Origin of the sequence: Xanthomonas sp. WHRI 10204 (assembly GCF_040202875.1) — a bacterium.
Lineage (GTDB): Bacteria > Pseudomonadota > Gammaproteobacteria > Xanthomonadales > Xanthomonadaceae > Xanthomonas.
Window position 1 is genome coordinate 1171471 of the sequence record NZ_JBEGDW010000002.1, and the last position, 20787, is coordinate 1192257.

Genomic DNA, 20787 nt, shown 5'->3' on the forward strand with positions numbered 1-20787 from the left:
TCTGTCTCGCGCGTAGGAGCGCACCTGGGCGCGACGGGCATTACCAGGAAACCCGCATCGCGCCCGGGTGCGCTCCTACGATAGCCGGTGGTTAGTTCGCAGGTTCCACCCACTGCGCGAAGACCGCGTCGAGTTGCGCGTCCTTGACCGGCTTGCCCTTCTGCACGGTGTCGGCCTGTTCGAACATCGGCATGATCATCGCCATGCCATCGGGTTTGGTTTTCAGATGCAGGCCCGGTGGCGTGTCCAGGAAGGTGGCCCAGCGCGTGCGCACCTTGGCCCAGTAGCCTTGCGTGCCCTTCCAGTAGGCGTAGGCCGGAGCGAAGTCGACGTCGCTGGTCTTGCGGTAATCGTTGAAGCCGAACTCACGTGCGATGGCCTGCTGGCTTCCATCGGGCTTGCGCAGCACCTTGGTGTTGAACTGTTCGTGCGTCCAGCCGTTAGGCGTGAGCGTGTGGCGATTGATCACCGACAGCGCGTTGTAGTCGCTGCGCTTGGTGTATTCGCGGCGAGGTAACGGGCGCCAGCTCAGATCGCTGGTCCAGGTCGGGTGGCCATCGGCGTAGTCCCAGCGTCCGCTGCCGCAATAACGCGGCGCATCGCTCACCTCGAACACGCATTGCGTCCATGCACCTGCAGTCGTCGTCGCCGGCACTGCGCGCACCCGCCAGGTCTGGTCGGAGCTGAATTCAAAACGCTGCGGCGCTTGGTAGACCCAATCCTGCCGCCAGTGCTTGGTCACATGTTTGGTTTTTTCATCCACCAGCAAGTGTTGCAACACGATCTTGTGTGGCGTGTCTTCCACCACGATCACCACTTCGTTGGCAGCGCTGCGCATCGCCGATGCGCGCTCGTAACCGGGCTTGAGCAACACGGTTTCGTCGAAGGCGAAATCCACCGCGTATTCGCCCTGCATCGCCAAAATGCTCTGGCGATCGCGTTCGGGCTCTGCGGCCGCAGTGGCGACCACCGGTAACAGGCTCAGCATCACTGCAGGAAAATACGGAAACAATCGGCTCATCGGAACTCTCGGTCGTGGTCGTGGGAACGTCAGCGGCGCAGGCGCAGCAGCGACGTGGTCATATCGGTGGGATCGGTACCGCGTGAGGTAGCCTGCGCAGCGCGCGAGGCGGCAGCGCGTGCGCAGCAGCAATCGTCCACTGCCACACGTCCGTCGATGCCTTCTTCGCGGGCCAGGCGCGCGGCGACGTCCGCACCCAGCGCAGACACGGTCGCAAGATTGGCGGCCAGCGGCTGCTGGCGGTTGGCAGTGGACTGCAGGCGCAGTGCGCTCAAGCGCCAGCTCTCACCGCGCAGGCGTCCGGCCAGACGACGCCATAAGCGTTCGCCGACGCCCAGGCCGTGCGTCTCCGCCGGCAGTGGCGGCAAGCGCGAGACCAGGCGATCCCAACTCAAAAAATCGCTATCCGGCAACAGATACAGCCGCCAGCAACATTGGCCGTCGGCGCCGAAGAACCAGATGCTTTCGCGCACGCCATCGCTGTCCACCTGGCGCGAGGCGGCGGCATCGACGGCGTGCTGCCAGCCATCGAGTTCATTGCCCAGCGCGGGACGGTACAGGCATAGCACCGTGCCCAGCGCCGACAACTGCGGTGCGCGCGGCAATGCGACGCGGTCGGCACGTGCGCCCGAGGACAACGGGAGTGAGCGGGCGATGGGCATGGCGGCTACCAACTCACCGCCAGGCTGACCGACGCCGTGCGTCCGGCGCCGGTGAACCGATCCAGCACTGTGCTGCTGGCCAGCGTGCCGTTGGGCAGCGCATTCCAGTCCACGTAGCGGCGGTCGGCCAAGTTGAAAATGCCTGCAGTGACCTTGGTGCCGGGTGCGAATTGCCAATGGCCCATCAAGTCCAGCGTGGCGTAGCCGGCCGGCGTGTAGTAGCTGTCCAGCTGCGGCCGGCGCTTGCGTGCGACAAAGGTGCCGATCAATTCCGCACCCCAAACATCGCTGTCGAAGGCGACGCCGAGCGTACCGCGCAACGGGTCGACCGAATTGAGTGGCGTGTCGTCGGTGAGGTTGTCGCCTTCCGAATAGGCCACCGCGCTGTTCAACGACCAACCCTGCCAGCCGGCCAGCGCGCCCAGATCCAGCCCGCCGCGCGCTTCGGCGCCCTTGATCACTACATCGTCGACATTGCGCGACTGGAACAGCAGTAAACCCTCCGCATTGACGCCAGCCGGCGCATACGATTCGATGAAGTTGCGGTAGTCGGTGTAGTACACGCTCACCCCCAGATAGCCGACGGCATCGTTGAAGCGCAGCCCCAGCTCGCCGCCGCGACTGGTCTCCGATTTCAACTCCGGGTTGGCGATGGCGGTGTAACGCGCCTGCAGATTGGTAAAGCCGATATTGACATCGTTGTACGGCGGCGCGCGAAAGCCGTGCGCATAGTTGGCATACGCCGACCAGGCTTGCGAGAAACGCCACACCGCGCCGAATTTCGGCGACACCTGCGTCTGGTCGATGGTTGCCACCGCCACGCCGGGATTGTCTTCGCGAAAGATGTCGTCCAGCTGCGGCGCCAGACGGAAATAATCCACGCGCACGCCTGGAGTCAGCGACAACCTGCCATCAAGTAGCTCGATTTCGTCCTGCGCATACAGACCGAGCTTGGTGGTTTCGCTCTTGGGGAAATCGCGCACCGGAAACACGTCCTGGCCAACGCGGTTGGTGATCGCGCCACTGGCCAGATTCACCGAATACCCATCGCGCTTGGCACGCGTATCGGTCCAGGTGCCGTCCAGGCCGTAGGTGATGTCGTGGGTCAGCGCCGCGGTTTCGATGCGCTTGTGCGCATTGATCAGCAACCCGTACACGCGCTGGTCGAAAGTGTGTTCGTTGTGGCGACGCGTGTTGTTGCCACGCAATTCGTCGGTGCGTTGCAGGCTGTCGCTATCCTGGCGATAGAGCTGCCATTGCAGATCGTCGGCGAGCGCCGCGTCCAGCGCGTCCAGCTCATGCCGCAACGACACCCGCGCACGGGTCTGATGATCGCGGCCGTCCTGCGACAGGATGCGCAGCGATGGCGTGGTCACACGCGGGTCGATGCCGCTCAACGCGTCGATGCTGCCATAGTCCTCATTACCTTCGACAGTGAGCTTGAACCGCTGCTGCGCGTTCGGTGCGTACACCAGTTTGGCCAGCACGCTGCGCCCGTCGATGGTCTGCGGATTGGCGGCGGTGCGCGTGAAGTCGCGGCTGCGGTTATCGCCCTGGTTTTGCGCTTCCTGGCCCTGGCGATGCGCTACGGCCACCATGCCGCTCCAGCGCTCGCCACCAAATGCGGCGGACGCACCGGCAAACAAACCATTCCAGTCGCCTTCGTAACCGAACTTCAGCCCGACATAGCTACGCTTATCGGTGCTCAGATAATCCGACGGGTCCTTGGTGACAAAGGCCACCACGCCACCCAGCGCATCGGAGCCATACAGCGAGCTGGCCGGCCCACGGACGACCTCTACCCGCTTGAGCGTTTCGAGGTCGACAAAATTGCGGTTGGCATTGAGATAGCTGCCGAAGGCGAAGGTGTCCGACACCGGCACGTTGTCCACCAGGATCGCGACGCGGTTGCCATCCAGTCCACGAATGCGAATGCCGCTGGCGCCGGCAAAGCGACCGCTGTTGCTGGTCACCGACACCCCGGGCGTGTAACGGAACAGGTCCTTGAGTTCGCGCACCAGCTGGTTATCCAGTTGTTCGCGGTCGATCACATCCACCGTGGCCGGCACATCGATCAGTGCGCGCTGGGTGCGCGTGGCGGTGACCTGCAGGCGATCGAAGTCGTGCACCTCGCGCGCAGCATCGCCGCCGGCGTCTGAGTCGGCAGCATGGGCACACAACGGAACAGCAGGCAGCGCAAGCGACAGCGCGACCACCAGCGGATGCAGGCGAATCATCTAGGAACCTTTGCGGGAGCCCCCGGCAGCGCACGCTGCGGCATGCCGCATGCGGCAAGGGGGTGGAGAGGTCAGTGGTGGGCAGCGGCGGCGTGCCCACATCGGTCGTGTTGTGCGGATGCCGGTCGGCACGGCCGCACTGCGCAGCGCAACGTCGGCTGCGAACACGCAATCACTGCGTGGCGCGCCTGGAGCGGTTGCGCGACGCGTCTGCCTCAGGGCCGCGGCCGGACGACCCACACGGGTCGCCGGCGTCGGCTCGGCAGGACTTACTTGGTCAGAATGAGCTTGTCGTTGCTGGTATGGCGCAAGCGATAGACGCGGTCGCCGTGCTGGATCAGCACTTCGCGACGTCCCTTGAGCAGCGCCTCGCTGCTGATGAGGTCTTCGGCAGGCACAACACGCGGCACGGCACGGTCGCGCAGGTTGACCGGTTCGGAGCGGAGCAGCACGGGATGAGCGGTCATGATCTGGTTCTCCAGTCGGTTGGCCAGACAAATAATAACCATTCTCATTTAATGATCAAGAGCCATTCTCATTTGCGGTTCTCGATCTTTGCATCGCTTTACACCTTTCGATTGACCTAACCAATCGTTTGCGGCGCATCGCTCAACGCGTCGCCGCGTCCACCCGCTCCCAGCCCGCGGCATCCACCTGCACCAAGGTCTCCAGCGCCCCCAGGTTTTCTTCCAGTTGAGAGACCCGGCTCGCGCCCAGGATCACGGTGGATACATGCGGGTTGCGCAGGCACCAGGCGATGGCCAGCCGCGCCGGGGACTGCCCGAGCTCGGCAGCCACCGCGCAAAACGCGCGGGCCCGCTCGAGTCGGCGCGACTCCGGTGTGCCCAGCACTTCGTCCTGCAGCCAGGCATTCTCCGGCTGGCCCAGGCGGCTGTCGGCCTCCACCCCGCCGTTGTATTTACCGGTCAACAAGCCCGACGCCAGCGGCGACCAGATGGTGGTCCCCAGCCCGGCCTCGCACAGTGGCGCGTACTCGCGCTCCAGCCGCTGCCGGTGCAGCAGGTTGTACTGCGGCTGCTCCATCGCCGGCGCATGCAGGTGTTCCTGCTCGGCGATGGCGATGGCCGCACGCAACTGCTCGGCGCTCCACTCGGAGGTGCCCCAGTACAACACCTTGCCCTGACGGATCAGCGCGTCCATCGCGCGTACGGTTTCCTGGATCGGCGTGTCCGGGTCGGGCCGGTGGCAGAGATACAGATCCAGATAGTCCACACGCAAGCGCTTGAGCGCCGCGTGGCAGGCGTCGGTGACGTGCTTGCGCGAGAGCCCGCGCTGGGTCGGGCGCGGGCTGTCCACCGCACCGAAGAACACCTTGCTCGACACGCAGTAGCCATCGCGCGGCAGGCGCAGGTCGGCGATCACATCGCCCATCACCTCTTCGGCGCGGCCACGTGCGTAGACCTCGGCGTTGTCGAAGAAATTGATGCCGTTGTCCCAGGCGGCGGCGATCAGGTTGCGCGCCTCGCCGCGCCCGATCTGCTTGCCGAAGGTCACCCAGGCCCCGAACGACACGGCCGATAGCTGCAGCCCGGTGGAACCCAGACGACGGTAAAGCATGGCGAACTCCTGCGACCTCCGGGGCGCCTGCCCCGGACCGGCTTGCGCAGTTTACCGGGCCGGGCGCCCGCGCAACCCTGTGCCGGCCTTCTGAATGCCGCTCGCCTTGCCCGCCGACACCCCCTGCTCTAGGCTTCATCGTTTTGCCGTTGGCAGCCCGGGGAATGGAATGGTCGAAGGTTTAGGAAGGATCGGTTTCGGCCTGTTCGGTCTGGCGGTGCTCATCGGCATCACCTGGCTGTTTTCGACCAACCGCCGCGCGATCGACTGGAAGCTGGTCGGCACCGGCCTGTTGCTGCAGATCTCGTTCGCCTCGCTGGTGCTGCTGGTGCCGGGCGGGCGCGACGTGTTCGACTCGCTGGGCAAGGGCTTCGTGAAGGTGCTGAGCTTCGTCAATGAAGGCTCCACCTTCATTTTCGGCAGCCTGATGAACATCGAAAGCTACGGCTTTATCTTTGCGTTTCAGGTGCTGCCCACCATCATCTTCTTCTCCGCGCTGATGGGCGTGCTGTACCACCTGGGCGTGATGCAGGTGGTGGTGCGTGCGATGGCCTGGGCGATCACCAAGGTGATGCGCGTGTCTGGCGCAGAAACCACCAGCGTCTGCGCCAGCGTCTTCATCGGCCAGACCGAGGCGCCGCTGACGGTGCGCCCCTACATCCCCAAGATGACCCAGTCCGAATTGCTGACGATGATGATCGGCGGCATGGCGCATATCGCCGGCGGCGTGCTGGCCGCATACGTGGGCATGCTCGGCGGCAGCGATCCTGCGCAGCAGGCGTTCTACGCCAAGCATCTGCTGGCCGCCAGCATCATGGCCGCGCCGGCCACGCTGGTGGTCGCCAAGCTGCTGGTGCCGGAAACCGGCACGCCGCTGACCCGCGGCACGGTCAAGATGGAAGTGGAAAAAACCACTAGCAACATCATCGATGCGGCTGCGGCCGGCGCCGGCGATGGCCTGCGCCTGGCGCTGAACATCGGCGCGATGCTGCTGGCCTTCATCGCGCTGATCGCGCTGATCAATGCGCCGCTGACCTGGCTGGGCGAGGTGACTGGCGCGGCAGCGGCGCTGGGGCGGCCGACCAACCTGTCGACGATCTTCGGTTACGTGCTGGCGCCGATCGCCTGGGTGATCGGCACGCCGTGGGTGGATGCCACCACGGTCGGGTCGCTGATCGGCCAGAAAGTGGTGATCAACGAGTTCGTCGCCTACAGCGAGCTGTCGCGGATCGTGAAGGGCGAAGTGCCGGGCGTGGGCCTGAGCGACGAAGGCCGCCTGATTGCCACGTATGCCCTGTGCGGCTTTGCCAACTTCAGCTCGATCGCGATCCAGATCGGCGGCATTGGCGGGCTGGCGCCGGAACGTCGTCACGATCTGGCCAAATTCGGCCTGCGTGCGGTGCTCGGCGGTTCGATCGCCACCTTCATGACCGCTACCATTGCCGGCGTGCTCTCGCACTTCGGTTGAGGCGGCGCGGGTTCATCGGCGTCACGGTCTAATCGCCGGACGCCACGTTTCTTCAAGTCATTCAAGCAAGCAGGTATTTATGAGTTCGGTCGTCGTTGTCGGGTCTTTCAATGTCGATCACGTGTGGCGCTGCGATGTGCTGCCTGCGCCAGGTGCCACCATCGCCGGCCGCTACAGCACCGGCCCGGGTGGCAAAGGGTTCAATCAGGCGGTCGCGGCCGCACGTGCCGGTGCCAAGACGCACTTTTTGTGCGCGCTGGGCGACGATGCCGGCGGCGCGCTGGCGCGCTCGCTGGCGGCGCACGACGGCTTTACGCTGATCGCCGAACCGAGCAATGAACCCACCGGCACCGGCGGCATCTATGTCGACGGCCACGGGCGCAACACGATTGTGATCGGCGCCGGCGCCAACTCGGTGCTGAGCCCCGGTTTTGTCGAGAACCAGCGCGCGCTGGTCGCCTCGGCACGCGTGCTGCTGGCGCAGCTGGAATCGCCGGCCGAGACGATCGAGTCGGCGCTGGCACTGGCCCGCGAATGCGGCGTACTGACCGTGCTCAATGCCGCGCCGGCCAACGCCCCGACCTCGATCGGCCTGCTCAAACTGTCCGACGTATTGACCCCCAACGAAACCGAATTTGCCGCGCTGCTCGGCCGCCACGTCGGCGAGCGCATCAACGCCGACGATGTCGCGGCGCTGGACGGCAACACGCTGCATTCGCTGTGCCGCAAGTTGTTGCCGGGCGGCACCGTGGTGGTGACGTTGGGCGCGGTGGGCGCCTTCATCTCGCACGCCGAAGAACAGCTGCGCGGCGATACGGCCGCGCATTACCGCGTGGGCGCAGAAAGCGCGCAGACGGTGGACACCACCGGTGCCGGCGACGCCTTCAATGGCGCGTTGGTGGCCTCGCTGGCGCAGTCGCCGGGCGCCAGCTTCATTACTCACGTGCGCTTTGCCACCCGCTACGCAGCGCGCTCCACCGAAGTGGAAGGTGCGGCCGCGTCGATGCCGAGACTGCTGCCGGACGCCGGCTAACTGCCTGCGCCTGTGGCGGCATCGGTTTGCGTTCACTCACCCCGCCACGCCATAACTGACCGCCCGTCACCGCGACGGGCCTGCATCACGACAAGGAGTGTTCGATGCGTCGTTGTTCCCTGATTCCGTTGGTTGCGCTGTGCGCCCTGCTTGTCCCGCTGTCGGCCGCTGCGCAGCGCTGTGACTGGAACAGTACTGCCAGCGATGCCGACCGCGCCGCGGTGACCGTGTCTGCAGGCAGCCTGCAACAGGCGATCGCGCCGCACTACGACGATGCCGAGCAGGAAGATGGCGCCGCGCTGGCGCGCACGCTGCTGCAGCGTGCGCAGTCGCCGCAGCTGCCCGGCAAACTGGACGGACGCTGGAAGGTGCGCTCGATCCAGGTCGACCAGCGGTTCGCCTATGCCTACCCGTACTTCAAGGCCGAGATCAGCCGCGATGCCTGCGGCTATCGTTTCAGCAAGGTCAGCGGCTCGCAGCGCCGCAGCGGCACGCTGTATCCACTGGCCAAGGACAGCCGCGAGTTCGCATTCCTTGGTGCCAGCACGGTCAACGACGAACCGGAAGGCCGCTACGCGCTCGGCAACATCTCCGACGGCACCAACGGCAACAGCGTCGGCCGCTTGGTCGCACTGGGACCGGACGAACTACTGCTGATCCTGGACGGCGGCGCCAAGGGCTTCGAGCTGTATCAGCTGATCCGCTGATCCCGGAATGTTCGGCCCGGCCGCGTCCGCGCGATCCGGCGGGCGCATGCGCTGGCTTGCTGCAGTCTTAGGTCAGCGTTCGCTACTGCATGCGCCACTCCGGCGGCGCCCGAGTTGGCAGCAGCGGCAACCGCAGTGACAATGCCCGCATGCAGATCGGCCCCTACTCCATCGCCCCCAAGGTGATCCTCGCGCCCATGGCGGGCGTCACCGACAAGCCGTTCCGGCTGCTGTGCAAGCGGCTGGGCGCCGGGCTGGCAGTGTCGGAGATGACCATTTCCGATCCGCGCTTCTGGGGCACGCGCAAGTCGCTGCACCGCATGGACCATGCCGGTGAGCCCGACCCGATCAGCGTGCAGATCGCCGGTACCGAGCCGCAGCAGCTGGCCGACGCGGCGCGCTACAACGTGGACCATGGCGCGCAGCTGATCGACATCAATATGGGCTGCCCGGCCAAGAAGGTCTGCAATGCCTGGGCGGGCTCGGCGTTGATGCGCGACGAGGCGTTGGTGGCGCGGATCCTGCGCGCAGTGGTGCAGGCGGTGGATGTGCCGGTGACGCTGAAGATCCGCACCGGCTGGGATTGCGACCATCGCAACGGCCCGACCATCGCACGCATCGCGCAGGAGTGCGGCATCGCTGCGCTGGCGGTGCACGGACGCACCCGCGACCAGCAGTACACCGGCAGCGCCGAGTACGCGACGATTGCGCAGATCAAGGCCGCGCTGCAGATCCCGGTGATCGCCAACGGCGATATCGATTCGCCGCAGAAGGCGGCGCAGGTACTGCGCGAGACCGGCGTGGATGCGGTGATGATCGGCCGCGCCGCGCAGGGGAGGCCGTGGATCTTCGGCGAGGTGGCGCATTACCTGGCCACCGGCACGCTGTTGCCGCCACCGACGTTGTCCTTCGTCCGCGACACCTTGCTCGAGCATCTACACGCGCTGCACGCGTTTTACGGCCAACCGCAGGGCGTGCGCATCGCGCGCAAGCATCTGGGCTGGTACGCAAAGGATCACCCGCAAAGCGCCGACTTCCGCGCGGTGGTCAATCGCGCCGAAACGCCCGAAGCGCAGCTGGCGCTGACCCGCGATTACTTCGACGCCTTGATTGCCGGCGTCGCGCCGCCGCTGCCGAACGCAGCCTGAGCTATCCAGGCTGCGCTCGAGCGCGCGCGCCTGCACGATGCGTGCGCCGCGTGCTGCCATCCGCTGCGCGCCATGGCGTGGAGTGGCTAACCCACCTGGCGCGCAGGCGTCAGCTGGGCGTAGCCGGCGCGCCCAAGCGGAGTGCGAGTGCCACATGCCGCACCGGACACATGCAGCGCGCCTGGCGGCTGCGCAGTCGTTTTGTGAGCGACTCTTATTGCGTCGACGCTGCCGGTGTAGCCACCGGCGTGTCGGCCTGTTCCAGATCGCCGGTCAGCGCCGTGCCGGCCGGCGCATGCCAGATGCGGTGCCACATCTGCGCCAGCACCGCACCGATCTGATCGCGTGCCACCGGTGCGCGATAGGCCGCCTGGACCTGACGCGGGACGATGGGCTGCCACTGCCCACCGTCGCGATGCGCCACAACGAAGTTGAAGTTGTAGTCCGGCTCCAGGCCCATGCGCAGATCGCTGAGCATCAAATCGTCGTCGACCAGGCGTGCACGCATGAAGCCGCGATTGAACCAGGTCAACCGGCGCACCGAATCGAATGCCGCCACTTCGCCCAGTGCCTGGGTATTGCTGGAAAATCCACGGAACTGCATCGGTCCGGTGTCGGCCACCAGCGAACGCTCGCCGATCACATAGCCATTGGGCGTCATCGCCACCACCCGCCACAGCAAGGTGTTGAGCGGCATCGGCACCGAGAAGCGTGGCGCATCGACCAGCCCCATCGCCGCCAGCGCGCGGTCGGCTTCCTGATCGACCAGATGCTTGGCGATCAGCGACCAGCCCAGATAGGCCGAACTTGCCACCAACCCGATCACCAGCACGTGCTGCGCCAGCGGGCGCGCGCGCGCGAACCAGGCAACCGCGCAAGCCAGCAGCAGCCATAGCGTGTAGGCCGGGTCGATGATGAAGACGCTCGACCACATGGTCGGATGCGGCTGCAGCGGCCACCACAGCTGCGTGCCGTACACGGTGAAGGCGTCCAGCAGCGGATGGGTGATCAAGGCCAGCTGGATCGCCCAGAACCAGCGCGTGGGTGCGCTGGCCACGCGCCCGTTGCCGTAGCGCCGGAACAGCCACCAGATCAGCCAGCCGACCAGCGGCAGCACGAACAGCGAATGGCTCACGCTGCGATGCACGGTCATCAGGGTGACCGGGTCGTCGGTCAGCGTCAGCAGCGCCAGCGCATCGAGGTCGGGCAAGGTGCCCAGGGCCGCGCCGGCCAACAACGCGGCACGCCGCTGTCCGGGCGGCGCAATGGCAGCGGCGATTGCGCCACCAAGAACGATCTGGGTCAGGGAATCCATCGGCCGATGCTAGCAGGCCCGACATGCACGGATAGGCATCGACCCACGCGCTTTCGATCGGCACACACCTGCGCCTGCGCAGGCGTGTCTTGAAGAGACACACCGGGGCGACCGGCATCGCATCGCAGCAGCCGGCACGCTGCGCTGCTGCAGTGGATAGGCATACGCAAGCGCGGCCTGGACGAGCGGCAGCCGTTCGTAGGGAACGCTATGCGCCTATCGCGGCAGATGCGCAGGAAAGCCCTCGACCTGCTACATGGCGACCCCGCGTCATTGATCCTCTGCTAGCTGGAGCAGACAGAGAAAGAGATGTATCGGTGTAACGGCCAACGCGACAGCGGGACAGCGCGACAGCGCGACAGCAGCCTGCACAACAACGACCTGGCGCGGATGGTCCACCGTTGGGAAGTACCGCCCCCGGTAGAGACCGGAGCGGTCGAGTACCCTGGCTGTCAGGGTTGAAGGGCGCACCCTGTGCGACGCAGACAAGGAGTGCGGTAATGCCAGACAAACGGCACCAGTACAGCGTGAAGGTCACCTGGACCGGCAACCAGGGCAGCGGCACCTCGGGGTATCGCGCCTACAGTCGCGACCACCGTATCGAGGCCGAGGGCAAGGCCAGTGCGATCGACGGCTCGTCAGATCCGGGCTTTCGCGGCGACCCGGCACTCTGGAACCCCGAAGACCTGCTGGTCGCCTCGCTGTCGGCGTGCCACAAGCTCTGGTATCTGGGGTTGTGCGCCGATGCCGGCATCATCGTGCAGGCCTACGAGGACAACGCCGAAGGCGCGATGCTGGAGCAGGCCGATGGCGCCGGGCAGTTCACCTCGGTGGTGCTGCGCCCGCTGGTGACCCTGGCACCGGGCAGCGACCTCGCGCAAGCCAGGGCGCTGCACCACACCGCGCATGAAAAATGCTTCATCGCCCGCTCGATGAATTTCCCGGTCAGCCACGAGCCCCAGCTGCAATTGGCCGAATCGGCCTGAGCGGTGGGTTGCTCAAGGCTGTAGCGGTTGCTGTCGGGGATAGCTGCCCACCGCCGACCGCAGCGTTTGCAGCGCGACACCGGTGCCGGCCAGATGTTCGAGCAACTCGTGCAGTGACAGACGCCCCCATTGCACGCCGTGCTGTCGCAGGGACGGCACTGGCCGGTGGGGATCGGCATGCCTCGCTCGCGCATTGCCGCCTTTGCGTGATGTAGACACCTCACTGCCCGCTGCCGGGGCGTTTTGTCGGTTGTGCTTAACCCCACGGCATCGCGTTCAGGCGCACAATGCAACGGACACACGGGGCGTGTATCATCCGCAGCCATCTTTTCATCCGAATTAAGGGATATAAGCCTGATGTCCAGCTACCTGTTCACCTCCGAATCGGTCTCCGAAGGCCATCCGGACAAGATCGCCGACCAGATCTCCGATGCCGTGCTCGACGCCATCCTGGCCCAGGACAAGCGTGCCCGCGTGGCCTGCGAGACCATGGTCAAGACCGGTGTTGCGATCGTTGCCGGCGAAGTGACCACCAGCGCCTGGATCGACCTGGAAGCGCTGACCCGCAAGGTGATCCTGGACATCGGCTACAACAGCTCCGACGTCGGCTTCGACGGCGAGACCTGTGGCGTGCTCAACCTGATCGGCAAGCAGTCGCCGGACATCAACCAGGGCGTGGACCGCAAGAACCCCGAACAGCAGGGTGCCGGCGACCAGGGCCTGATGTTTGGCTATGCCACCAACGAAACCGACAGCTACATGCCGGCCGCGATCCACCTGGCGCACCGCCTGGTCGAGCAGCAGGCCAAGATCCGCAAGAAGAAGAACTCGGCGCTGTCCTGGCTGCGTCCGGATGCCAAGTCGCAGGTCACCCTGCGCTATGAAGACGGCGTTGCGACCGCGATCGACGCGGTGGTGCTGTCGACCCAGCACGACCCGGGCATCAAGCAGAAAGACCTGATCGAAGCGGTGCGCGAAGAGATCCTCAAGCCGGTGCTGCCGGCCAAGTGGCTGCACAAGGGCACCAAGTTCCACATCAACCCGACCGGCAAGTTCGTGATCGGCGGCCCGGTGGGCGATTGCGGCCTGACCGGTCGCAAGATCATCGTCGACACCTACGGCGGCTGGGCCCGTCACGGTGGCGGCGCGTTCTCGGGCAAGGATCCGTCCAAGGTCGACCGCTCGGCCGCCTATGCCGCACGCTATGTGGCCAAGAACGTCGTGGCCGCCGGCCTGGCCGACCGTTGCGAAGTGCAGGTCTCCTACGCCATCGGTGTGGCCGAGCCGACCTCGATCTCGGTCACCACGTTCGGCACCGGCAAGATCGCCGACGAGCAGATCGAAAAGCTGATCCGCAAGCATTTCGACCTGCGTCCGTTCGGCATCATCCAGATGCTCGACCTGATCCACCCGATGTACCAGCAGACCGCGTCTTACGGTCACTTCGGCCGCAAGCCGAAGGACTTCACCTACACCGACGCCACCGGCGCGCAGCACAGCGCGACCGCGTTCTCGTGGGAAAAGACCGACCGCGCAGACGCCCTGCGCGCCGATGCGAAGCTGAAGTAAGCCACGCGCTCTTTGGAGCGTGGGTGTGTCGCAATGGGCCGCTAACGCGGCCCATTGCGTTTTAAGGCCTAGCGCCAGCATTCGTCCATGCGGGGGCCTTCTCCCGGCGGGAGAGGGGATCAAAGACCTTCTCCCTGCGGGAGATCGGTTGGGGTTAGGGTGCGGAGCGAAGCCGCGCTGCATGGCACGTCCATTAGGCTGCGCGCGTACCCTCATCCGCCCCTGCGGGGCACCTTCTCCCGAGGGGAGAAGCGATCAAAGCCCCGCTCCCTGCGGGAGAGGGGTTGGGGTGAGGGTGCGGAGCGGAGCCGCGCTGCACGGCACGTCCATGAGGCTGCGCTCGTACCCTCATCCGCCCCTGCGGGGCACCTTCTCCCGAGGGGAGAAGGGATCGAAGCCCCTCTCCCTGCGGGAGAGGGGTTGGGGTGAGGGTGCGGAGCCAAGCTGCGCTGCACGGAAGGTTCATTAGGCTGCGCGCGTACCCTCATCCACCCCTGCGGGGCACCTTCTCCCGCCGGGAGAAGGGATCAAAACCCCTCTCCCTGCGGGAGAGGGGGTTGGGGTGAGGGTGCGGGGCGAAGCCGCGCTGCATGGCACTTCCATTAGGCTGCGCGCGTACCCTCATCCGCCCCTGCGGGGCACCTTCTCCCGCCGGGAGAAGGGATCAAAGCATCTCTCCCTGCGGGAGAGAGGTTGGGGTGAGGGTGCGGGGCGGAGCCGCGCTGCACGGCACGTCCATTCGGTTGCCTCAGGCAGGAAGACGCGCTTCAACCTGACATCGCACTACCGCACCTACGGATCCAGCTTCAGCTGCTGCTCCAGCGCCTGCGCAAACGCGGGCAATGGGCACGCCATGCGCTGTTCGGGCGCGCAGACATCCAGGGCCAGTTCCTGTTGCAGCGGCGGGTGTGCTAGGTCCAGCGGTGCCAGGGTGCGCAGTTGATCCAGCGATTGCGCCAGGTAGCGGGCACGCACCACGCGCGTTCCGTCAGGTTGCCGCCACAGGCCGAGCAGCAACGCACCGCCTGGTGGTGGATCGTCGGCGCCGTAGCCGGGCAGATGGAAGTGCACGCCGAGCAGACTGCTTAATGCGGCAATATGCGTGTCGCTGCCGACGAACACCGACAACCTGGGCGACTGCGCGTCGCCAAACCGTTGCAGCACCTCGCGTGCCAGCGGCGCGCCGGAACGCTGCGCCATGTAGTGCGGGCGCGCGTAGATATCGAACAACAGCGCATGCAGGCGCGAGACCTGCGCCAGGCGTTCTGGGGTGGTGCGACCCCAGCCGACCTGCGACAGCGGCAGACCGTCGGCGTACTGCAGCAACAGCACCTCGCCGGTGCCGGAGGTCAGGTCGATCGGCCCGCCCAAGGCCAGTCCACGCCCATTGGCCGATGGCGCCAGCGTGGACGGCATGTGCGCAAAGTCGCAGGGCGTGCGTGTGCAGCCCAGGATCTGCTGCATCGCCTGCAACTCGGCCGCATGGCCCTGCAGCACTGCGGCAGGGCCGCCGGTCTGCTGCTGGATCGATGCCACTGCCGCAGCCGCATCGAACGGCACCGCGCCTGCCTCGATCGGCCGGAACAACGGGTCGTTACTGCCCGCCTCGCGGTGCCCGGCGACGATGCCGCAGCCCGGCGCCAATGCGTCGGCCAGCAAGGCACCGCTGTCGATGGTGCGCTGATCGGTATTGGCCCAGACCGACACACTCCCCGCCGCCGGGCATCCCGTGTGCGGCAGCAGCGTCTGCTGCGTCAACCATTGACGCAGATACGCGCCGCTCAATCGCACCGCCTTGCGCCCGCGCGGAGTGAGCAGGCTGGCCGGGGTGGACCACTGCGGCCAGGGTTGGTCGGCGTACTGCGCGGCGGCCGCTTCACCCTGCAGCGGCGCACGCACGCCATGGCGGAACACCACCACCACGCGTTCCAACTGCTCGGTCTGCCCCGGCTGCCGATCCGCGACGGCAGCGGCACCGCGGGAGTCAGCGGGCAATCGATCACTCGCACGACCTGCCGATGTGCTGCGCGTCGGCGATGCACAGCCACCCAACACCGCTGCAAGCGTCAGCAGCAGGCAGACACCGGTGATCGCAAGCGCGCCACCACCACGCCGCCCCGGCGCTGCGCGTAGCGAAGGTGACGCGATCCCCATCGCGTCACGCCCACCCGCCCCACATCGCGCGGACCACAGCGGCTCCCCATCGCCAGCCAACGTCCCGCAATGCGATGCGCCCTGCTCCGCGCTGTCGACGCTTCCCGCAGCGGGCTTGTCGTGCTGCTGCACCTGCGCTGAGATGCCCCACCCTGCCCGATCAGACTCAGAACACATATTTGGCGGTCACCAAGCTGGTCATGCCCGAATCGACGATGTCGGAAATCGCCGTGGTGTCGTGCCCCACATGCGCCCAATAGCTGTGCTGTTTGGTGAGGTTGGCAACCGACAGGTCCACGCGCAGATGCTCGCTCGGCGCATAGCCCAGATGCAGGTCCACGCGGGTGATCGGCTTGATCCACAGGTTGTCCCAGCGCGCGCCCTGATTGAGATAGTCGTACACCGACACGTATTCGCCAGAGTAGTGGTAGCTCAGATTGATAGACCACGGTCCCTTTTCGTAGAACAGCTCCGCGTTGGCGAGCAGGTTCGGGGCGTTCTGGATGCGTTCGTGCGCAAAGCCTGCTACGCCCAGATCCACGCGCGTGCTGTGTCGGGTGACATTGGCGCCGATGCCGAAGCCATCCAGTGGTGCGGGCAGGCCCTGGAAGGTCTGCCGCACGGCAGCTTCCATGCCCAGCACGCGGCCGTCGCCGCCGTTTTGCGGACGTACGAAGCGCGTACTGGCAGTGCCGCTTTCGCCGGCATTGGCCGCATTGGAACCGCTCTCGTAGATGTAGTCGGTCAGGCGCTTGTAATAGCCGGCCAGCATCGCGTGACCGCCGGTGTCGTTCTGCCATTCGCCGGACAGATCCACGTTGAGCGACTTGATCGGTTTCAGATCCGGGTTGCCTTCGGTGATGATGGTCTGGCCGTCGCTGGAAATATTCGTGGAGCGGCCACCGCCCAGCTGCACGAACGCTGGACGGGTGTAACTGGTCCACACCGAGCCGCGATACACCGCGCTGTCGCCCGCGGGCCGGTAGTTCACGAACACGCTCGGCAAGACCACGTCGTAACGCGTGTGGTTGTTGGCGAATGCGCCGACCTGCTCGGCCCCGTTGACGGCCGCCGGCTGCGCCCAGAACGTATTGGTGATGGCGGTATGTTCGAAGCGCACACCCGGCAGGATTTCCCAATCGCCGGTACGCAGTGTCGCCATCGCATAGGCAGCACTGACTGCTTCGGTGGCGCGCATGGTGTTGCAGTTGAGGTTGTTGACCGCCAGCTGCCCGCAACTATCGAAGCTGGCCGGCGTCAGCGTGCGTGCGATCAGGTCGTTGAGCGCGGCGTTGCTCAAGCGCACCGTGGGCAGTGCGTATTGCCCCGGATACACCGCGTCGTAGCGCTGCGCGATCAACCCGGTGTCGCGCAACAAGGTGCCGTCGGTGTACTTGGCATTGGTCCAGTCGCGATCGGTGAAGCTGCGCGAGCTGTCGACATACTTCACGCCGAAGGCGATGCGGCTGAGCAGGCCGTCATCGAAATCGTAGCCCACATCGAACTTGCCGCCACCCTTGTCCTGGCCGCTGTACTGTTTGGAAAGTTGACCGGTGCGGCGCGCGAACAGGCTGCCCACATCGGACGCCTGCGCCTGCATCGCCGGGGTCAGTAACGGGATTGGGAAGCCGTCGCCGTCGTAACTGATGAAGCGGTTGGCGCCGTAGGCGAAGTTGGTCGAAGTGTATTGATCGTTGCGTGCGGAAATTTCCACGTGATCCGGGCGATCGTTGTTGCCGGTGCCGTAGAAGATGTTCGGCGCGAACGTCCAATGCCCCAGCTGTTTTTCCGCACCCAGCTGGATGGTGGCAAGGTCTGCTTCTTCCGGGTTGGTTTCGTACCAGTAGCGCACTGCCACGCGATTGATCTGCGGCTGATACACACCACTGGTGCCGATCTGGGTGAAGCTGACATTGGCCGGCACGAACTGGGTGTAACCGGTGTTCTGCTCGGTCTTGGCGAAGGCGTAGGTCATGCGCGCATACAGATGCAGGCTGGGGTCCACACGCCAATCGAAGGCGGCATTGCCACCGTAGCGGCGAGTGTCGCCCTGCGAGTATCCGATGTTGATGCCCGTGCTCTGCAGCACCTGTTGCGGGTCGCTCCCGGCGGCCAGATTGCCGCTGGCATCGGCACGCGCGAATTCCCAGGACCCATCGTTACGCGCCGCCGACGCGCCGGCCACTTCGCTGTTGACGAAATGACGCTCGTCGTAATACGCGCTGACCGCTACACCGAACTGCCCGGCATTGCCAAAACGTGCATGCCAATCGCCGGCTGCGCCGCTTCCCAGTCCGGAATCGCCGTAGTCGCGTGCGCGGCTTTCCATGCGTCCGCTCAAGGTCACGCTGCCGCCCTGGCGATCGGACGAGTCGAAAGCGCTGGGCGTGCGGTAGTCGATGGTGCCGCCAATCGCATCACCGTCCATGTCGGCGGTGGAGGTCTTGTTCAACACGATGGTCTGCAGCCCCGATGGCGGCAACAGACTCAATTGCACGCCACGGCTGTACGGCATGCCCTGTGCCACGTTGATGCCATTGATCAGGTTGACGTTGTATTCGGCATTGAGACCGCGCACCGACGAAAACATGCCTTCGCCACGCGCCGCGCCATCGATGCCGCCGAAATACGACTGCCCGGTGTTGATCACATTGACGCCCGGCATCAGGCCCAATGCTTCGGCCACGTTGTGTACCGCAGTGGTCTTGAGATCGTCGGCCGACAACACGTTGACGGTGTTGGTTGCAGCCATCTGCATGTCGGTCGCGTTGTAACGGGTGGCGGCGACGGTGACCTTGTCCAACGTGGCCATTTCGCCTTGCGCAGGGGTTGCGGCAGCCTGTGCGGATTGCGCGGCAGCATGGCCGCAAAAAATCGACAACGACACGCATAAGGCCTGCGACAAGCGCGAAGGACGCAGCAACGAACAACGAGCGATCATGATCAAATCCGATGGGTGCAGCAACGCCCCATGGACTCAAGCCACGGCGGCGCCACCACGATGTGTGAGAGAGCGACGTGGCCTTTGACAGCGGACCTGCGTCACACCTGCAAGCAGGCGCCGCGCATGGTGGTGACGGCATATTTCAAAACCATGACGTACGCTACAGACATGACAAATGCGCGCGGCAAGCGCGCAAGTCGGCATAGTCGCTGGCGTATGGAAGCGTGGATCGCTGCCGGCATGCGCATACGGTTACTGGCGCGGGCGCACAGGAGTCTTCGCAAAACGCGACATGACAACGCATGCTGCCGAGGCGGCATGAACTGTCAGCGATGCCTCTCGCAGCAAGGCGTCTGCCGTGTTTGCAGACAGCACTCTAAATGCGGTTGAAGGTGTCTGTAGGCACAAGCGATTACGTCACGTGCGGCGTCGCGGCCGACACCACGATGACGTTACGACCCCCCTGCGCGGCAGTGCGCGAAACCAGCATCGAGTGGCCGATGCCGGCGCCGGTGCAACGCGCACGCCCACCCGATACCGCTTACCTGATGCTGCAAGCCTCATTCACGAGCGCAAGAAGATCTCGACCCGCCGATTGAGCTGACGCCCCCCCGGATTGTCCTGCCCGTTGACGGTGTTGGGCGCCACCGGTTGCGATTCGCCATAGCCCTTTGCGCCGGCGCCCTGTGCGGCGCCGCGCGTGCGCAACGCGGCCAGTACCGCATTGGCCCGGCGCTCGGACAGCGACTGGTTGTAGGCGTCATCGCCCTTGGCATCGGTATGTCCGCGCACTTCCATCTCTTGGGTTGTCACCTTGCCGAGCGCGGCGGCCAGCGTGTCGAGCACGCGCGCGGCATCGGGGCGGATGTCGGACTTGTCGAAGTCGAACAGGATGCGGTCGTTCAAGGTGATCAGATAGCCGCACGCTGCACCGGGCGGGGCGAACTTTTGCAGAGGCGGGAAGCGGCCGGCCGGCGGTACTTTCGGCAGCGGAGGCATGCGCACTTCGCGCGGCGGGGTGCCGACCGTGCCGGTGCCATCGCCGCGGTTCTGCACCAGACCCTCCGGTCCGTTCCAGGTGCCGGAGCCATCGGCGTTGATGGTGACCAGGCCGCGCGGCCCATTCCAGGTGCCGCTACCATCGCCGTGATTATCGATCAGGCCGCTCTTGTCGCTGTTCCAGGTGCCTGCGCCCTTGCCATTCAAACTGATCAGGCCGGCCGGGCCGTTGTAGGTGCCGCCGCCGTTGGACTGCACGTCGATGAGGGCGTCGTCGCCACCCTGCCCGGACGCGTTGATGGTGCCGCTGCCATCGGCATTGACGTTGACCAGGCCGCCATCGAAGTTGGCGGTACCGCTGCCGTCGGCCTTGAGGTTGAACAGGCCGCCGTCGCCGTTGCGCAGCAGGTTGCCGTTGGCATCCATGCTGGTAATGCCGGCATCGTTGATCAAGGTGCCGCCATCGCCGCAGCGCGCAGGTGCGACGCTGACGCCTTCGATCGGGTCGAGGATGTCCTGCAGCGAGGCCTCCAGTGCGCGTTGCGCCGGGGTCACGCCGACGATCTCGGGGATGACGATGGTGGGGATGGCTGGAAATTCCGGCACGCTGTCATGCGCTGCTGCCGGCGCATCCGGGGGGCGCGCAGCCTCGCTCGCCGCAGGTGAGGCAGCAGCAGCACCGGCTGCATCCTTCGGGCCTTCGCCACGGCCGCAACCAACCAGCAACAGGGGCACCCACAGCACTGCCGACAGCTTGCGCATCGTCTCTGCCTTGTTCGAGTCTGTACGAGACGTGCCTGATAGCACGAGCGCGGTAAACAAGGTGCTAAGGCCAGTGCGGATGCGTGTCGAGGGCACTGGCAGCGCTATCGGCAACTGCCTGCGCACTATTGCTGCGCGACCGGAGACCGACCGTGCAGTGGCACGGCAAGCGACAAGCGACAAGCGACAAGCGACAAGCGACAA

General features: G+C 65.6%; 15 protein-coding genes. 6 read left to right on the plus strand and 9 right to left on the minus strand.

Annotated features, from left to right (window positions below; genetic code table 11):
• Positions 1 to 91: 91 nt before the first annotated feature.
• The 5 genes from ABQZ00_RS16030 to ABQZ00_RS16050 form a co-directional block, all read right to left on the minus strand.
• Positions 92 to 1021 carry a DUF6607 family protein gene (locus tag ABQZ00_RS16030; RefSeq protein ID WP_323538789.1) on the minus strand — a complete coding sequence of 310 codons (930 nt, stop codon included), beginning with the start codon at positions 1019 to 1021 and terminating at the stop codon, positions 92 to 94.
• A gap of 29 nt (positions 1022 to 1050) precedes the next feature.
• Positions 1051 to 1683 (minus strand): Hemin transport protein, encoded by a 633-nt coding sequence (locus ABQZ00_RS16035; RefSeq protein ID WP_323538788.1) that lies wholly within the window; start codon positions 1681 to 1683, stop codon positions 1051 to 1053.
• Positions 1684 to 1688: 5 nt separating this feature from the next.
• On the minus strand, positions 1689 to 3920 hold the full coding sequence (locus ABQZ00_RS16040; RefSeq protein WP_323538787.1) for a TonB-dependent hemoglobin/transferrin/lactoferrin family receptor: 2232 nt from the start codon (positions 3918 to 3920) through the stop codon (positions 1689 to 1691).
• 269 nt (positions 3921 to 4189) lie between these two features.
• A complete protein-coding gene (gene hemP, locus ABQZ00_RS16045; protein WP_005991480.1) occupies positions 4190 to 4429 on the minus strand; it encodes a hemin uptake protein HemP in 240 nt (79 codons plus the stop codon).
• Positions 4430 to 4529: 100 nt separating this feature from the next.
• Complete coding sequence (locus ABQZ00_RS16050; protein WP_323538786.1) at positions 4530 to 5498, minus strand: potassium channel beta subunit family protein; 969 nt, start codon at positions 5496 to 5498, stop codon at positions 4530 to 4532.
• 169 nt (positions 5499 to 5667) lie between these two features.
• Here ABQZ00_RS16050 and ABQZ00_RS16055 point away from each other — a divergent pair, with 169 nt between their 5' ends.
• From ABQZ00_RS16055 to dusB, 4 genes are all read left to right on the plus strand, one after another.
• Positions 5668 to 6966 (plus strand): NupC/NupG family nucleoside CNT transporter, encoded by a 1299-nt coding sequence (locus ABQZ00_RS16055; RefSeq protein WP_055851040.1) that lies wholly within the window; start codon positions 5668 to 5670, stop codon positions 6964 to 6966.
• Positions 6967 to 7045: 79 nt separating this feature from the next.
• Positions 7046 to 7999: a ribokinase gene (locus ABQZ00_RS16060; RefSeq protein ID WP_115512485.1), complete on the plus strand. Its 954-nt coding sequence runs from the start codon at positions 7046 to 7048 to the stop codon at positions 7997 to 7999.
• Between the two features lie 104 nt (positions 8000 to 8103).
• A complete protein-coding gene (locus tag ABQZ00_RS16065) occupies positions 8104 to 8706 on the plus strand; it encodes a DUF4893 domain-containing protein (RefSeq protein WP_323538785.1) in 603 nt (200 codons plus the stop codon).
• A gap of 149 nt (positions 8707 to 8855) precedes the next feature.
• Positions 8856 to 9854 (plus strand): tRNA dihydrouridine synthase DusB, encoded by a 999-nt coding sequence (dusB, locus tag ABQZ00_RS16070; protein WP_323538784.1) that lies wholly within the window; start codon positions 8856 to 8858, stop codon positions 9852 to 9854.
• 214 nt (positions 9855 to 10068) lie between these two features.
• Here dusB and ABQZ00_RS16075 read toward each other — a convergent pair whose 3' ends face one another.
• Positions 10069 to 11169 carry a metal-dependent hydrolase gene (locus tag ABQZ00_RS16075; RefSeq protein WP_323538783.1) on the minus strand — a complete coding sequence of 367 codons (1101 nt, stop codon included), beginning with the start codon at positions 11167 to 11169 and terminating at the stop codon, positions 10069 to 10071.
• A gap of 500 nt (positions 11170 to 11669) precedes the next feature.
• Here ABQZ00_RS16075 and ABQZ00_RS16080 point away from each other — a divergent pair, with 500 nt between their 5' ends.
• Both ABQZ00_RS16080 and metK read left to right on the plus strand, forming a co-directional pair.
• Positions 11670 to 12155: an OsmC family protein gene (locus tag ABQZ00_RS16080; protein ID WP_323538782.1), complete on the plus strand. Its 486-nt coding sequence runs from the start codon at positions 11670 to 11672 to the stop codon at positions 12153 to 12155.
• A gap of 357 nt (positions 12156 to 12512) precedes the next feature.
• Positions 12513 to 13724 (plus strand): methionine adenosyltransferase, encoded by a 1212-nt coding sequence (metK, locus tag ABQZ00_RS16085; RefSeq protein WP_055851016.1) that lies wholly within the window; start codon positions 12513 to 12515, stop codon positions 13722 to 13724.
• Positions 13725 to 14516: 792 nt separating this feature from the next.
• On the opposite strand, the gene ABQZ00_RS16090 is transcribed toward metK, so the two are convergent.
• From ABQZ00_RS16090 to ABQZ00_RS16100, 3 genes are all read right to left on the minus strand, one after another.
• Positions 14517 to 16055: a histidine-type phosphatase gene (locus ABQZ00_RS16090; protein ID WP_323538781.1), complete on the minus strand. Its 1539-nt coding sequence runs from the start codon at positions 16053 to 16055 to the stop codon at positions 14517 to 14519.
• A complete protein-coding gene (locus tag ABQZ00_RS16095) occupies positions 16045 to 18819 on the minus strand; it encodes a TonB-dependent receptor (protein WP_323538780.1) in 2775 nt (924 codons plus the stop codon). Before ABQZ00_RS16095 ends, ABQZ00_RS16090 begins: the two co-directional genes overlap by 11 nt.
• A 567-nt stretch (positions 18820 to 19386) precedes the next feature.
• Positions 19387 to 20583: an OmpA family protein gene (locus ABQZ00_RS16100; RefSeq protein ID WP_503064286.1), complete on the minus strand. Its 1197-nt coding sequence runs from the start codon at positions 20581 to 20583 to the stop codon at positions 19387 to 19389.
• Positions 20584 to 20787: the final 204 nt, after the last annotated feature.